The 14,660-nt window shown below is 68.3% G+C and carries 17 protein-coding genes and 1 pseudogene; 7 read left to right on the forward strand and 11 right to left on the reverse strand.

Annotated elements, in window-relative coordinates; all coding sequences use genetic code 11:
* Positions 1-64: 64 nt before the first annotated feature.
* The 3 genes and pseudogenes from GTW51_RS02490 to GTW51_RS02495 form a co-directional block, all read right to left on the reverse strand.
* Positions 65-634 (reverse strand): TerB family tellurite resistance protein, encoded by a 570-nt coding sequence (locus tag GTW51_RS02490; RefSeq protein WP_425483224.1) that lies wholly within the window; start codon positions 632-634, stop codon positions 65-67.
* A pseudogene (locus GTW51_RS24605) lies at positions 629-751 on the reverse strand (molecular chaperone DjiA); the annotation flags it as partial. The gene GTW51_RS02490 and the pseudogene GTW51_RS24605, both read right to left, overlap by 6 nt.
* A gap of 163 nt (positions 752-914) precedes the next feature.
* Positions 915-1,280, reverse strand: a complete 366-nt coding sequence (locus tag GTW51_RS02495) for a hypothetical protein (RefSeq protein ID WP_163041841.1) — start codon at positions 1,278-1,280, stop codon at positions 915-917.
* 292 nt (positions 1,281-1,572) lie between these two features.
* On the opposite strand from GTW51_RS02495, the gene GTW51_RS02500 reads away from it, so the two are divergent.
* The 3 genes from GTW51_RS02500 to GTW51_RS02510 all read left to right on the forward strand — a co-directional run bounded on the left by GTW51_RS02500 (position 1,573) and on the right by GTW51_RS02510 (position 4,278).
* Positions 1,573-2,427 (forward strand): glycoside hydrolase family 25 protein, encoded by an 855-nt coding sequence (locus GTW51_RS02500; RefSeq protein ID WP_246232508.1) that lies wholly within the window; start codon positions 1,573-1,575, stop codon positions 2,425-2,427.
* An 85-nt stretch (positions 2,428-2,512) separates the two neighbouring features.
* Positions 2,513-3,700 (forward strand): lytic murein transglycosylase, encoded by a 1,188-nt coding sequence (locus GTW51_RS02505; RefSeq protein WP_163042279.1) that lies wholly within the window; start codon positions 2,513-2,515, stop codon positions 3,698-3,700.
* 149 nt (positions 3,701-3,849) lie between these two features.
* Positions 3,850-4,278: a DUF4112 domain-containing protein gene (locus GTW51_RS02510; RefSeq protein ID WP_163042280.1), complete on the forward strand. Its 429-nt coding sequence runs from the start codon at positions 3,850-3,852 to the stop codon at positions 4,276-4,278.
* A gap of 6 nt (positions 4,279-4,284) precedes the next feature.
* On the opposite strand, the gene GTW51_RS02515 is transcribed toward GTW51_RS02510, so the two are convergent.
* Both GTW51_RS02515 and GTW51_RS02520 read right to left on the reverse strand, forming a co-directional pair.
* On the reverse strand, positions 4,285-4,740 hold the full coding sequence (locus tag GTW51_RS02515) for a methyltransferase family protein (protein WP_163042281.1): 456 nt from the start codon (positions 4,738-4,740) through the stop codon (positions 4,285-4,287).
* 145 nt (positions 4,741-4,885) lie between these two features.
* Positions 4,886-6,106, reverse strand: a complete 1,221-nt coding sequence (locus GTW51_RS02520) for an alanine racemase (RefSeq protein WP_163042282.1) — start codon at positions 6,104-6,106, stop codon at positions 4,886-4,888.
* Between the two features lie 158 nt (positions 6,107-6,264).
* Here GTW51_RS02520 and GTW51_RS02525 point away from each other — a divergent pair, with 158 nt between their 5' ends.
* Positions 6,265-7,530, forward strand: coding sequence for an amidase (locus GTW51_RS02525; protein ID WP_163042283.1), 1,266 nt, complete (start codon positions 6,265-6,267; stop codon positions 7,528-7,530).
* A gap of 392 nt (positions 7,531-7,922) precedes the next feature.
* On the opposite strand, the gene metF is transcribed toward GTW51_RS02525, so the two are convergent.
* Both metF and GTW51_RS02535 read right to left on the reverse strand, forming a co-directional pair.
* Positions 7,923-8,840: a methylenetetrahydrofolate reductase [NAD(P)H] gene (gene metF / locus GTW51_RS02530; protein WP_163042284.1), complete on the reverse strand. Its 918-nt coding sequence runs from the start codon at positions 8,838-8,840 to the stop codon at positions 7,923-7,925.
* A gap of 12 nt (positions 8,841-8,852) precedes the next feature.
* Positions 8,853-9,860, reverse strand: a complete 1,008-nt coding sequence (locus GTW51_RS02535; RefSeq protein ID WP_163042285.1) for an ArsR/SmtB family transcription factor — start codon at positions 9,858-9,860, stop codon at positions 8,853-8,855.
* A gap of 126 nt (positions 9,861-9,986) precedes the next feature.
* On the opposite strand from GTW51_RS02535, the gene tsaA reads away from it, so the two are divergent.
* Positions 9,987-10,496, forward strand: a complete 510-nt coding sequence (tsaA, locus tag GTW51_RS02540) for a tRNA (N6-threonylcarbamoyladenosine(37)-N6)-methyltransferase TrmO (protein WP_163042286.1) — start codon at positions 9,987-9,989, stop codon at positions 10,494-10,496.
* 6 nt (positions 10,497-10,502) lie between these two features.
* Entirely contained in the window at positions 10,503-10,868 is a 366-nt protein-coding gene (locus GTW51_RS02545) for a DUF2293 domain-containing protein (protein WP_163042287.1), read from the forward strand.
* Here the strand turns inward: GTW51_RS02545 and GTW51_RS02550 are convergent.
* Both GTW51_RS02550 and GTW51_RS02555 read right to left on the reverse strand, forming a co-directional pair.
* A complete protein-coding gene (locus tag GTW51_RS02550; RefSeq protein ID WP_246232509.1) occupies positions 10,865-11,515 on the reverse strand; it encodes an MOSC domain-containing protein in 651 nt (216 codons plus the stop codon). The genes GTW51_RS02545 and GTW51_RS02550 overlap by 4 nt on opposite strands.
* Before the next feature lie 2 nt (positions 11,516-11,517).
* Positions 11,518-12,150: a DedA family protein gene (locus tag GTW51_RS02555; protein WP_163042288.1), complete on the reverse strand. Its 633-nt coding sequence runs from the start codon at positions 12,148-12,150 to the stop codon at positions 11,518-11,520.
* Between the two features lie 151 nt (positions 12,151-12,301).
* Here GTW51_RS02555 and GTW51_RS02560 point away from each other — a divergent pair, with 151 nt between their 5' ends.
* Positions 12,302-12,703 carry a hypothetical protein gene (locus GTW51_RS02560; protein ID WP_163042289.1) on the forward strand — a complete coding sequence of 134 codons (402 nt, stop codon included), beginning with the start codon at positions 12,302-12,304 and terminating at the stop codon, positions 12,701-12,703.
* Positions 12,704-12,719: 16 nt separating this feature from the next.
* Here GTW51_RS02560 and GTW51_RS02565 read toward each other — a convergent pair whose 3' ends face one another.
* Both GTW51_RS02565 and GTW51_RS02570 read right to left on the reverse strand, forming a co-directional pair.
* Positions 12,720-13,064 carry a response regulator gene (locus tag GTW51_RS02565; protein WP_343033877.1) on the reverse strand — a complete coding sequence of 115 codons (345 nt, stop codon included), beginning with the start codon at positions 13,062-13,064 and terminating at the stop codon, positions 12,720-12,722.
* Positions 13,065-13,086: 22 nt separating this feature from the next.
* On the reverse strand, positions 13,087-14,568 hold the full coding sequence (locus GTW51_RS02570) for a sensor histidine kinase (RefSeq protein ID WP_163042291.1): 1,482 nt from the start codon (positions 14,566-14,568) through the stop codon (positions 13,087-13,089).
* Positions 14,569-14,660: the final 92 nt, after the last annotated feature.

Consider the following 14,660-nt stretch of genomic DNA (forward strand, 5'->3'; position numbering starts at 1 on the left):
GGGACGCGGCGTTCGTTGTGGTTGGGCGAGGCAAGCACGGCGTCGACGAGCGGGGAGTCAGGGGTCAAGCGGCGTCCCGGCTGGTGATCGCGTGATAGGCTTCGTTGATCGCCTTCATCCGCTCGTTGGCGATGAACATGAACTCGTCCGGCACGCCGCGCGCCGACAGCCGGTCCGGGTGGTTTTCCCGCGCCAGCGTCAGATAGCGGGCACGCGCCTCCTCGCGCGGCGCATCGGGGCTGATCCCGAGCACGGCGTAAGGATTGTCGGGGCCGAGGATGTGCCGGTTGCTCAAGCGAGCGAATTCCCGGTCGGTCAGGCCGAAATGCTTCGCCACCTCGGCGAGGAAGGCGAGCTCGTGCTCGTGCACCAGCCCATCGGCCTTGGCGATGTGAAACAGACCGTCGAGCACGTCCGTCAGGATCTCGCAGTCGCCGTTCTCCTCCCGGCAGAGTGCCTGCAGGCGCGCCGCGTAGAACTCGAAACCCGCGACGTCGCCCTTGGCGATATCGTAGAGTCGGAAGACGTTGCGAAGTTCCGCCGGCGGGATCTCGAGGATCTGTTGGAAGGCGGCGATCTCGCGCTGCGAAACGACGCCGTCGGCCTTGGCCATCTTTGCCGACAGCGCAATCACCGCGACGCTGAAGGCGACGCCGCGTCGCGTCTCCCTGTCGCCCGCGAACAGCGAGCGGATCGATTCGAGGATGGCCTCCAGCGTTGCCCGGCCACCGGCAGGGACCGATTGCAACAGGGCGCTGAGGCTGGAGAGTATCTGCATCCGGACGAGTCACCGCTTCTGACGGACGCAATTATCGGCGAAGCGCTGCTGCAACGCAAACGGGGTCGCCGATTGGCGACCCCGTCAAGCTGGGAATGGCGTGCCGGAAACCTAGCGTCCCCGACCGAAATCCCGATTAGTTGGCCGAAGGCACGCTTGCCGGCGGGACGGTCGTAACCGCATCGTCGTCGTCGGTCGCGCCGAGATTGTCGGCGTCGTTGACGGGCGGCGTCATCGGCTCGTCCGTGGTCGTGGTATCAACCGGAGGGGTGGTCGTCGTGTCTACCGGAGGGGTCGTCGTCGTCGTGTCAACCGGCGGCGTCGTCTCGACCGGATCAACCGTCTCTTCGACAGGATCGACCGTCTCGACCTCGGGCTCTGCCACCACTGCAGGCTCGCTCTCGGTGACGACCGGAGTTTCGGTCTCGGTGACTTCGTCGTCGGAACAGGCGCCGAGGGTCAGGAGAGCGGCGGCACTGGCGGCCAGCAGGAGCGTTTTCATGGATAGTCCTTTCAGAAACAAATCGTGTTCTGCACCCAAACGCGCCAGATCGCCTTAGGTTCAGGCGGAAACCGATCACGGAACATGTCCGTGCAAGACATCGACGTCAGCCCGGCGCTTCCTGCAGGTTCGAAATTCGCCGCGCGGCGGGACAGCCCGGGTCCAGCCATCCGTGGTGAAATGATGCCCCAGACGCCGACTTCGACAATCACACCCCGATGTGTGGCGCGGCGGTCCTAGTCATCGACAGCCTGCCGTCGGAATGTTTCGCGCAGGACGATCCGGAGTTACGATGAGACTTCTTTCTGCGATCCGCAGCTGCACCCTTTGGCACAGCCGCCCGGAACGGCCCGAAACGGCGACGCGGCGGCGTCGGCCGTTTCGCGGCGGCTTGCTGATGCTCGCCGGGGTCGCCGCACTGGCCCTCGCCGGCTGCCGCTCCGCCTCGCTCGACGTCAACGATCTCGGCCTTGCCCCTGCCCCGTCCGGCTTCAGCGCCGACAGCGCCCATGCCTATCCGGTGCACGGCATCGACGTGTCGAAATACCAGGGCACGATCGACTGGAATGCCGCCCGCCAGGGCGGCACCGCCTTCGCCTGGCTCAAGGCGACCGAAGGCGGCGACATCCTCGACGACCGCTTCCTCGAGAACTGGCGCAACGCCGGTGCCGCCGGCGTGCCGCGCGGCGCCTATCATTTCTGGTATCATTGCCGTCCCGGCGTCGAGCAGGCCGCCTGGTTCATCCGCAACGTGCCGCGCGAGCGCAACGCGCTGCCGCCGGTGATCGACATCGAGTGGACGCCCTTCTCGCCGACCTGCACCCGTCGGCCGACGACCGAGGAGATCGTGCGCGAGGTCGGCGCCATGGCCGACGTCCTCGAGAGGCACTACGGCAAGCGGCCGATCCTCTACATCCCGATCGACGTCCATCGCGAACGCCTCGTCGGCGCCTTCCGCCAGCACCAGATGTGGCTGCGCGCCGTCCGGGATCATCCGAAGAATGTCTACGAGGACCGCGACTTCCATTTCTGGCAATATACCGAGAGCGGCACGGTGCCCGGCATCAGGGGCGAGGTCGACCGCAACGTCTTCGCCGGCACGCGTGCCGACTGGATCAGGTGGCTGCAGACCCACACCGCCGGCTAGGCACGTTCTTCAAACTGCCATCATGGCCGGCTAGCGGGACAGCATCAGCCCTGCCGACCGACACGCTTGCCCATAGGATCGCCCCATGCCCGCAGCCCGCCATATCGCCGTGACCCTGTCGATGCTCCTCGCCGGCACCTCGCTTGCCGCCGCGCAGCAGTGCGGCGGCGATTTCGGCCAGTTCCTGGAGGGCGTGCGGACCGAGGCGCTGGCGAAGGGCCTGTCGCCCGCCGCCGTCGACACCGCCGTCGCCAACATGCGGCAGGATCCGAAGGTGCTCGCCGCCGACCGCGCCCAGGGCGTCTTTGCCCAGGACTGGGAGCAGTTCGCCACCCGGATGGTCAACGGCTACCGGCTGAGCCAGGGCAAAGCCAATCTCGACAAGCACGCCGGCGTCCTGTCCCGCGTGCTCGACGAGACCGGCGTGCCGGGTCCGGTGATCGCCGCCTTCTGGGGCCTCGAGACCGATTACGGCGCGGTGCTCGGCAATTTCGACACGCTGGCCGCGCTTGCCACCCTCGCCCATGACTGCCGCCGGCCGGAACTCTTCCGCCCGCACCTCCTCGGCGCGATCGAGATCGTCGACCGCGGCTACCTGACGCCGGCGGAAATGAAGGGCGCCTGGGCCGGCGAGCTCGGCCAGACGCAGCTCCTGCCCGAGGAATACATCGCCTTCGGCACCGACGGCGACGGCAACGGCCGGGTCGACCTGCGCCAGGACGCCGCCGACGTTCTCGTCACCACCGGCAAGTACATCCAGTCGCTCGGCTGGCGGCGCGGCGAGCCCTGGCTCGAAGCCGTCGCCGTCCCGTCCGACTTCCCGTGGGAACGGGCCGCTCTGGTCAACAGGGAGCCCCGCTCGGCCTTCGCGGCGCTCGGCGTCACCAAGGCGGACGGCTCGCCTCTGGAGACCGACGACCTGCCGTCATCGCTGATCCTGCCGATGGGCCGGGGCGGTCCGGCCTTCCTCGCCTTCCCGAATTTCGACATCTATCTCGAGTGGAACAAGTCGCTCGTCTACTCGCTGTCGGCGGCCTATTTCTCGACCCGCCTTGCCGGCGCCCCGCCGGTCGACATGGGCAATCCGCAGCCGGGCCTTGACCTCGAGACCACCAAGCAGCTGCAGCAGCGCCTGAGCGATCTCGGCTACGACACCGGCGGCATCGACGGCATCATCGGCGAAAACACCAGAGCCGCCGTCCGCCAGGAACAGATCCGCCTCGGCCTGCCCGCCGACGGCTGGCCGACGCCGGACCTGCTGTCGGCGCTCTGACGCCGCCTCCGCGGAGCCTTGCCGCCAGCTCCAAGGGCGGCAAGGCGCTCGCGCCGGGCACGTCGTTCTCACTGCGCCTGTTGTCTTCGCCGTGTCCTCCCCATATGCGCGCACGGAGCAGTGAGCGCTCCGTGAGGAGCCGACGACGCATGAAACCGACCCAGACCCCGCTTCATCCCGACCACGTCAGGCGCCTGCGGCGCGTCAGCCGCATCGCGCGGCTGATGGACACGGCGATCCGGATTCCCGGCACCGGCATCCGCTTCGGCGGCGATTCCGTTCTCGGCCTGATCCCGGGTGTCGGCGACGTCGCCGGTGGGGCGATCGGGCTCTACATCGTCAACGAGGCGCGCCAGCTCGGGCTTCCGACCAGCAAGATCGTGAAGATGCTCGGCAATCTCGGGCTCGACGTTGCGATCGGCGTCGTGCCGCTCGCCGGCGACGTCGCCGACGTGTTCTTCAAGGCGCACCGGCGCAATCTCAACATCATCCTCGAGCACTTCGGCGAGGCCGACACGGACCTCGGCGAGACGATGCGCGAGCGGCCGATGAAGGATATCACGCCGAAACGGCGCTGAGGCGCCTTACCAGCGGCGGGTGCGCGCGAAATAGCGCTCGGCCTCGAACCCGAAGGCCTGGCGCAGCCCCGCCTCCTCGCCGCGGATGAAGCGGGCAGTGATCACGAACGGATAGATCATCGCGATCGCCACCGCCGACAGCGCGCCGAGCCAGAACGCGACCCCCAGCACCACAAGTGCCATTCCGGTATAGATCGGGTTGCGGTTGATCCGGTAAGGCCCCTCGACGATCAGCGCCGTCGGCGTCTGGCGCGGCATGATCTCGGTCTTCTTCCGGCGGAACCACAGCGCCGACCATGCCATGATCGCGATGCCGACGACGGCGAGCAGGATGCCGAGCCCGGTGCTCCATGCGGAGCCGAAACGGGCGATCGGGACGAGCCAGGCCGCAAGGACCGAGGCGGCTATGGTCGCCATCGCCCAGACCGGCGGCAGGTCGGGTGTGAGATGCCCTGAACGCATTGGATGATGTCTCCGCGCATTGCCGGCGATCATACAACCGCGTCGGCTGGCACGCCGGCTCCGTCGCCGCCGCCATGATACAAGCCGCTACCGTCTCCGCCAGCCCACACGGGTCCCCGTCAGGCGCCGTTGATCGCGGTCGGCCTCAATCCGCCATCGTCTCGAGGCTCGCATAGCCCTCGGCCGCCTCGCCCTCGTCGAACGGCGTCGTCACCTCGACGAACGTGTCCGGATAGAAGCCGTTGAAGCGCGTGCGCAGCGACAGCGAGTAGGCGCCGATATGGCCGATCTCGATCCAGTCGCCGGTATCCACCGTCTCCGGCAGCCAGAACGGCCGCGACAGGATATCGACGCTGTCGCAGGTCGCCCCGCACACCTTGAACGCCTCGATCTTCGAGGGGTCGCCGTTGCGGCTCTGCCGCGCCGGGTCCGGGATGAAGCGCGCCGGCAGGGTGATCTTGCCGGTCCATGAATCCGACAGCGACGCCCAGATGCCGTCGTTTATGTAGAGCCGCTTGCCCTTGCGCAGCAGCACCCGGACGATCAGCGAGAACGCCCGCGCGACGATCACCCGGCCGGGCTCGGCGACCAGCGGCATCTCGTCGAAGCCCCATTCCCTGATGTCGCCGTCCAGCCGCGACATGATCTGCCCGAGCCCCGGCATCTCGCGCTTCTTGCGGCGCGGATCGTGGCCGTATTCGGCCGGAAAGCCGCCGCCGACGTCGAGCCCGGCGAGCGGCACGTCGGCACGGTTGCGCACCCAGTCGGTCGAGGCGAGCGCCCGCTCGTAGGTGTCCGGGTCCTCGATCTGCGAACCGACATGGAAGCAGATGCCCACCTTGAAGCCGATCTTGTGGCAGCGCTGCAGGAGCTCGACCGCATGGGCCGGCGCCGCGCCGAACTTCTTCGACAGCTCGTAGGCGGCATGGCCCCTGGTCTGGATACGCACGAACAGGGTGATCGTCCCCGGATCGAGGTCGAGCGCCCGCACGATCCGCAGGATCTTGGCGACCTCGTCCTCGTGGTCGAGCGACAGGACGCGGATGCCGTAGGTCTCGAGCGCCAGCCTGATGTCCGACTGCGCCTTGACCGGATGCATGTAGAGCATCTCGGCCTTCGGCAGCGCCGCGCGGACGGCGGCGAACTCGCCGGGCGAGGCGACGTCGAAGATCTTCACCCCCGCCTCGGCGAGGGTCGAGAGCACCATCGGCTCGCCATTGGTCTTCACCGCATAGGCGGTGTCGCCGGCGAAAGCCGCCATGAAGCCCCTGGCGTCGGCCTTCAGCACCTCGGGTCGGAAGCAGTAGACCGGCACGTCGGGCCGAAGCGCGAGCGCGGCGTCCTTGGCCGTCTTGAATTTCTGCAAGGAAAGCTCCTGCGATTCTGTCGGACGGGCATCGCCGAAGCAGCTCAGGCTGCGGCGAATGTTGCGGGGCAGCGTCGTGTCTCGGACCGGGCGACCGGCCTTGCCGTGCTGCCGTCGCCGACCCTAAAGAGGGCGCGTCATCCCTAGGAGCTTCCCGCATGAACGTCCAGCCGCTCGGTCTCGCCCGCCTCGTCGCCGACATTGAGGCCGGCCTGACCACGCCGGCCCGGATCATCGGCGCAGCTGAGGAGCGGATCGACGCGCTGGACGGCGAGATCGCCGCCTTCGTGCGCCGCGCGCCGGCGGAAAGCGTTGCTGCGGCCATCGCCGCGACTGGGCCGCTGGCGGGCGTGCCGTTCGGCGTCAAGGACATCTTCGACACCGCCGACATGGCGACCGAGCACGGCTCGCCGCTCTATGCCAGGCACCGCCCGGTCGCCGACGCCGCCCTGGTCGCAATGGCGCGCAAGGCCGGCGCGGCAATCCTCGGCAAGACCGCGACCACCCAGTTCGCCTCGCTCGATCCCTGTGGCACTCGCAATCCCCACGATATATCCCGCACGCCCGGCGGCTCCTCATCCGGCTCGGCCGCGGCGGTCGCGGCCGGCATGGTCGCCGGCGCCTGCGGCTCGCAGACCGGCGGCTCGGTGCTGCGGCCGGCCTCCTATTGCGGCGTCGCCGGCTACAAGCCGAGCTTCCGGCTGCTGCCGACCGTCGGCATGAAGACCTTTGCCTGGTCGCTCGACACGGCCGGCCTGTTCGCCGCCGGCGTCGCCGACGTCGCACTGCTCGCCGCTCGTCTGACCGGCCGCGACCTCGCCCGTGCCCCCCTCGCAGATGCCGCGGGGCTGCGGATCGGCCTCTACCGAAGCAGCGTCGACGCCTTGATCGAACCAGAGATGCAGGCTGCATGGCACCGCGCCGCCCGCGCCCTGGAAGCTGCCGGCGCGACGCTGGTGGAGGTGGCCGAACCCGCGGCGCTCTCGGCGGCGCGCGATGTTCACGGCGCCGTCCAGAATTTCGAGGCCGCGCACGCGCTGATGTGGGAGCATCGCACCCACCGCGCGGCGATCGCGCCGCGCGTGCTGGCGCAGCTCGACGAGGGCGCGGCCATTTCCCCGGCAGACTACGATGCCGCGCGGCGGACCGCCCGGATCGGGCGTCGAACGGCGACGAGCCTGTTCGAGACAGTCGATGCGCTGCTGCTGCCGTCGGCGCTCGGCGCCGCTCCCGAAGGCCTCGGATCGACAGGCGATCCCGCCTTGAACAAGCTCTGGACCCTCACCGGCAACCCCTGCGTCAGCGTGCCCGGCCTGACAACGACGGCCGGGCTGCCGCTCGGCATCAGCATCGTCACCCGCTTCGGCCGCGACGCCGAGGCACTCGCCATCGGCGCGCTGCTGGAAGCGCGGCTTCGCGCCTGAGCCGGTCGCCGGAATCGCCCGACGGCCGCTTCGGTCCGGATCTGTGCCAAAAAAATACAGCGTCCGGCTTCGCGCTGCATCGTTATTGCCCGCAGGGCCTGGCGGCCGTGAGGAAGAATTTCCTGCTGCAGTGCAGCAACGAAACCGCCTTTACGATTTCCTCATCTCCGTTAACGTCTCCCTCGTCGTCAGATGAGGAGGCGCTTCCATGGAACTGACACGTCCCATGAACCTGCTGTTTATCTGTGCCGCATTTGCGTTCGTCGGCGCTCTGGTCGTGGGCATCGTGCCCTGACCTGAACAGCGCGACAGGGGCCATCTTCGAGATGGCCGAGAGACGAAAAAGCCGGGGTTCGCCCCGGCTTTTTCACGTTCGGACGGATGACTTGCGCTCAGGCGGCTTCCGCCTTGCCCTCGGCCTGTGCACCGCCCGCCGTCCCGGCGCGCAGGCCAAGGATGTGGCAGATCGAATAGACTAGGTCCGCCCGGTTCATCGTGTAGAAATGGAAGTCCGAGATGCCCCGGCTGGTGAGGTCGAGCACCTGCTCGGCGCAGACGGCGGCCGCCACGTGGCTGCGGGTCTGCTCGTCGTTCTCCAGCCCGTCGAAGCGCTCGGCCAGCCATGACGGGATCTTCGTGCCGCAGGCACTAGAGAAGCGGGCGATCTTGGTGAAATCGTGGATCGGCGCGATGCCGGGAACGATCGGGATGTAGATCCCTGCCTTGCGCACCCGCTCCACGAAACGCTCGTAGACGTCGTTGTCGAAGAAGAACTGGGTGATGGCGCGCGTCGCGCCATTGTCGACCTTGCGCTTCAGGAGGTCGATGTCGGTGGCGAAATCCGGGCTCTCGGGGTGCTTCTCCGGATAGGCCGAGACCGAGATCTCGAAATCGGCGAAGGCTTTCAGCCCCGCGACCAATTCGACGGCGTTGCGATAGCCGTCGGGCCGCGCGACATATTCGCCGCCGACGCCCGCCTGGCTGTCACCGCGCAGCGCCACGAAATGGCGCACGCCGGTCTCCCAGTACTGGCGCACCACCGCATCGACGTCCTCGCGGGACGCGTCGACGCAGGTCAGGTGCGCCGCCGGCGTCAAGCTGGTCTCCTTGAGGATTCGTTCGATGGTCGAATGGGTGCGCTCGCGGGTCGAGCCGCCGGCCCCGTAGGTGACGGAGACGAAGCGCGGCCCCAGCGGCGCGAGCCGCTCGATCGAGCGCCAGAGATTTTCCTCCATCTTCTCCGACTTCGGCGGGAAGAACTCGAAGGAGACGTTGATCCCGGAAGGGGAAAGCGGGCTGGTGCGGCTCATGGCAGGTTCTTCTCAGCTGGCTTGGATGGAAAGTGTGGATTCGGCGACGAGGAGGCGCGGGTCGCGGGCGATGCAGAGGGTCACGGTGAGTTCGCCGGTCTGCTCGCCCGTCGAGACGAGATGCTGGATGGAGACCGGTTCGAGCCCCGCCTCCTCCAGATAGGCGTTGAGCGCCTCGTCGGAAAAGCCGAGGCGCAGATGCGCGTGTTCGGCACGCAGAAACTCCAGCGAATGCGGCGCAAAGTCGATGATCGCCATCCGACCGCCCGGCGCCAGCGCCCGCGCCGCCTCGGCGACGGCCGCGGCCGGATCGTCGAGATAATGCAGCACCTGGTGGATCGTCACGAGGTCGAAGGACTGACGCTCCACCGGCAGATGATAGGCGTCGCCCTGGCGCACCAGCGCGTTGGCGATGCCGGCCTGGTCGAGCTTGGTCCGGGCGATCGCCAGCATCTCGCGCGAGGCGTCGACGCCGACCGCCCGCTCGCAGCGCGGCGCCAGCAGTTCCAGGAGCCGGCCGGTGCCGGTGCCTATGTCGAGCAGCGTGCCGATCCGCTTGCCGCCCAGCGCGTCGAGCAGCGCCCGCTCCACCTCGGCGTCGGAGGCATGCAGCGCCCGGATCCGGTCCCAGTGCCCGGCATTGCTGGCGAAATAGCTGGCGGCCCGGCGGGCGCGGTCGGCGCGAACCGATTCCAGCCGCTCGAGGTCGCGGCGGATTTCCGGATCGCCGTCGTCGACCCAGCCGACCAGCGTGCGCACCAGCCCGGACATGGTCGCCTCGTCGGAGACCCGGAAATACGCCCAGGCGCCTTCCTGATAGCGCAGCAGCACCCCCGATTCGACCAGCAGCTTCAGGTGCCGCGAGATCCGCGGCTGCGACTGGCCGAGAATCGACGTAAGCTCGCTGACAGTGAGATCGTTGCGCGCCAGAAGCAGGACGAGTCGCAGCCGGGTCGGTTCGGCGACGGCTTTCAGCGCGTCGACGAAGGATCCGAAAGAGAGCTTGCGAATGTCCAGCATGAAGACTTCCAATCACGATATAAAGATATGTTTATATCGAAACGGTGATCGCTGCAAGCTGAAGTTGGATCGTCGGACCGCCTTGTCGGCGGCTCCCGGCTTCCCGACTCCGACGCGGGCCGCCCGATGACCGATCTGGCCACGCCACGACCCGCCGCCGACGGCGCCCGTCCCGGCGAAGTGCGCTTCGCCGCACCCGCCCCGGCCTATGACGATGCCGGCCTGGTCTTCATCGGCCGCATCCGCTCGCCCTGGGCCGAGCGCAGCGCCTGCCCGAAGAACATCGGCGCGGCGCGGGAGCGCGGCCAGACGGCGACGGTCGAGATCGACGCCGCCTTCCGGCCGGCCCTGCAGGGCCTGGCGACGGGCGCCTACGTGCATCTCCTCACCTGGCTCGACCAGGCCACCCGCGACCTGGCGCTGCAGGTGCCGCGGCATGCCGCCGGCCCGCGCGGCACCTTCTCGCTGCGCTCGCCGGTCCGGCCCAACCCGATCGGCATGCATCTGGTGCGGATCGAGGCGATCGATATCGAGGCCGGCATCCTGACCATCGACGCGATCGACGTCCTCGACGGCACGCCGCTCCTCGACCTCAAGCCGTACCTCGCGTCGGTCGACGCCCCGCCCGCCCCCTGATCGCTGGTGGCCACCGAACGCCAGAAGCGCATCGCCCGCGCCCTCACCGCCCTGATCCCGCGCGCGCCGTTCATCGACGCCGAGGCGATCCGCGCGGCGGCGCGCTCGCGCCACATGCGCCCGCTGCCCTCGGAGCGCGCCATCTGGCTCGCAGCCATCTCGCACATCAGGCACGCCCATACCGACTACGACGAGCTGATGGATGACGGCTACGACCGCGACGCGGCGCGCTATTTCGTGCTCGACGACATCAACGCGGTGCTCGATCGCTGGGGCGCGACACGGCGCCTCGATCCGGACGTTTCGGACGATACCTCGCCGGAAGACACGCCGGATGCTGATGAGCAGGACGAATCCGACCCGGACGACTAGGCGCCGTAGATCCACTGCTCCGGCACGCGCGCCTCGAACCGCTCCCCGGCCTCGATCCGCCCCGGCTTCTCGACCCAGCCGACCAGCCCGCGCCGGTGCTTGGCCGCCCGGACATAGGCGAAGGGGATGTCGGCGCGCCCGGCATGATGCCGTGCCACCGCGTGCCCGGCCGCCCGGCACGGGGCATTGTCCCCGTCGATCTTCAGCGTGACGCCGCCCTCGAACATCAACAGCGTGCGCGGCGGCAGGAAGGTCAGTCGCGCAATGCCGGCGATCAGCAGATTGGCGCCGACCCATTCCGGCCGGATCTCGTCGATGCCGAGGGCTTCCGCCGTCTCCGCCAGTTCCTCGGCCGAGAGCAGCGAGACCTGCCGCTCGTTGCGGATCTCGGTGCCGCGCGGGTACCAGGGCTCGCGCCCGCCGGCCCGCCGCGTCAGGCCGCCATGGCGGTCGCCCGCAAGCCCGTCATAACCGAGCTCGAGCGCGTCCACCGGCGTCGTCTCGAAGCCGCTGCCGTCGGTGCGGTAGAGCGCGGTCGCGCTGCCCGCAAGCCGGAAGGCCCGCTTGCGCTCCGGCGGCGCCAAGCGCTGCGGCTGCACCGTCTCGCCGAGATCCAGCGTCTCCTGTCCCACCGCACTGCTCGCCATGGTCAGGCCTTTCCATCGCCGGGCTTGAACTCCGACGCGTGGGCGCGCTCGAAGGTGACCACCCGGTAGACGTAGAAGACCACGATCACCACCAGGACGGTGTTCGACACCGGCCCCACATAGCCCTCCACCGCCTCGTAGTTCTGCCCCAGCAGATAGCCGGCGAAGGCCAGCAGCGCCGTCCAGATCGCGCTGCCGATGGCCGAGAAGATCAGGAACGTGCCGATCGACATGCGCGCGATGCCGGCCGGCACCGAGATCAGCGTCCGCACCGTCGGCACCAGGCGGCCGAACAGCACCGCGGCGACGCCGTGCCGGCCGAACCAGTCATTGGCCGTATCGACGTCGCCCGGCGACAGCGTCATCCAGCGCCCGTGCCGGGCCGCCAGCCGCTTCAGCCGCACCCCGCCCATCAGGCGCCCCGCATAGTACCAGGGCACAACGCCGGCGAGCGAGCCGATCGTCCCGGCGACGATAACGGCTACAATCGACATCCGGCCCGCCGCGGCCTCGTATCCGGCCAGCGGCATGATCAGTTCGGAGGGGATCGGCGGAAAGATATTCTCCAGGAACATCAGCATCGCGATGCCGAACGGCCCGAAGCTGTCCATCATGGTCTTGACGAAAACGTCCATTGAATCATCCGCTTATGCCGGGTGCCGGGCCAATTCGCGCCGTACCGCCACCGGTCGATGACCATTTCGATAGCGCGCGGCCTGCCGCGTTGCAACGCAGCACGACCGCCATTGGCTTGCGGCGGTCCCGGCCGGGTGCTCTGCTCGCGCCATGAGCACCGGTCTCGACAGTTTCGACAATTTCTCCTGGGCGAGCCTCCTGGCCGGCAGTGAGACGCTGGTCGTCGACCCCGATGCCAGACGCGCCATGCGAACGGCGAACGCGCTGGAGGAAGCCGGGGCTCGCGCCACGATCGTTCCCGACCGGGCGACGGCACTCGACCGGCTGCTCCGGCGGCGCTTCTCGCTCGCCGTGGTGGCGCTGGAACCGGGCGCAACGCTGGACGGCGACGTCGATGCGGCGCTGACGGCCGCCGGTGTCCGGCTGATGCTGCTGGCCGAGCCCGCCCGCCACGAGCGGCTGCGACTGAGCTACCCGCACGCCGCGGTCGCGACCCTCGGGATCAGCGAACGGGCGCTGGTGATGCTGCTGACCGGCACGCGCGACGAATGACCGGCCCTTGCCGGGCCTAGCGCAGGACGGTGTCGATCGAGGTCTCGATCTGCTGGATCGTGTAGGGCTTCTGCAGGATCGGGCAGTCGTGCCAGCGCTCCTCGACGCCGCCGCGGCCGTAGCCGGTGGCGAAGACGATGGGGATGCCGGCTTCGCGCATCCGCTCGGCCACCGGGTAGACGGTCTCGCCGCCGATATTGACGTCGAGGATCGCCACGTCGATCTCGAGCCCTGAATCGATCAGCCGGTGTGCGCCGCTGACCCGCATGGCGGTCGCCACGACATTGCATCCGAGGTCGTCGAGCATGTCTTCGAGCTGCATGGCGACGAGGCTTTCGTCCTCGACGACGAACACCTTCACCCCGGTCAGATCACCAGACTGCCTATGCGGCTGAACTTTCAATATCTTCGACCTCGGAGAGCGCTACCTGGAACCGGCAGATGAGGCCGGTGTCGAGAAGGTCAAGAGCGTGCGATCCCGACAGCTCTCCCTCGATGATCCGCTTCAGGATTCGCATGCCGAAGCCGGGCGCGAAACTCCTTGGCTCGGCGGTCGGCGTATTCTCCTGCCAGACGACGTCGAGCATCCGGCGCGCGCCGCGGCCGCTGGTCGTCCAGGTCACCGAAAGCTTTCCATCCTCGCCGGCCATCGCGCCATAGCGTGCCGCGTTCGAGGCGAGCTCGTGGAACACCATCGCCAGCGCGATGGCCGACTTGGCCGACAGATGCACTTCCGGCCCGCCGATCCGGACACGATCCGGGGAGAACACCGACAGCTCCTGCGTCAGCAGGACCGACAGGCCGGCGGCCTCCCAGCGGCGCGCCGACAGGACGTTGTGCGCCTGGCTCAGCGCCATGATCCGCGCCTCGAAGGCATAGCGCGCCTCCTCGGGGTCGCGGATGTTGCGGAAGCTCTGCCGGGCCATCGACTGCACCGTCGACAGCGTGTTCTTCACCCGGTGGTTCAATTCGTCGATCAGCAACCGCTGCCGTTCGGCGGCACGGACCGACTCGGTGCGGTCGGTCGCCTGCACGAACACACCGCTGATCTGCCCGTCGGCGTCGCGGATGGCATTGTAGGAGAAGTCGAGGAAGGTCTCGATCGGCTCTGTGTCCGGGCCGCTCTGGAGCATCAGCCGCACGCCCTCGCCCGAAACCGTCTGCCCGGTCGCGTACACCCGGTCGAGCATCTCGAAATAGCCCTGCCCGGCGATGTCCGGCAGCACCTGGCGGATCGGCAGGCCGATCAGGTTGCGGTTGCCGATGAAGCGCAGATAGCTGTCGTTGACGAAGGTGAAGACGTGGTCCGGGCCCTCCAGCACCGCGATCATGCCGGGCGCCTGGCGGAACAGCCGCCGGAACTCCTCGCTCTCGGAGACCTTCTCCTGATAGGCCTCCTCGACCTCCTGGGCGTGGCGCAGCAGCGCCAGCTCGCCCGGGATCGAGCGGAACGGCAGCGTCTCGGCTTCCTTGATGCGGACGATGTCGGTCACGTCGATCGTGTTCTGGACGACGAACTCGACCTGCCCGTCCGCACCGAGGATCGGCGTATGGGTGGCAGTCCAGAAACGCCGCTCGACGCCGCCGCCGCGCTCCGCCGGCACGGGAATGTCATACGGGATGAAGGCGATCGTGTCGGGTTCGCCGTCGGCGATGACCTGCGCGAACGAGGCGCGCAGCCGGCGCCCGCTCTCGCCGTCGTCGGGAAACATCTCGAAAAGCGGCTTGCCGACCAGTTCGTCCGCCGAACGCAGCACGACATCGGCATAGGCCAGGTTCACAGCGACGTAACGAAGCTCCCGGTCGACGACCATGTAGGGCGTCGGCAGGACGTCGAAGATCCGCTGGAATTCTGGAATGCTCATGCGCGTCGCTGGTCTCGACCGTCTCGTCTGGGAAGGAGTTATCGAAAACTATTTCGAAGTCCGCAACACATCGTTAGGCCAACACTGATTTC

Source organism: Aurantimonas aggregata (genome assembly GCF_010500835.1).
Lineage (GTDB): Bacteria > Pseudomonadota > Alphaproteobacteria > Rhizobiales > Rhizobiaceae > Aurantimonas > Aurantimonas aggregata.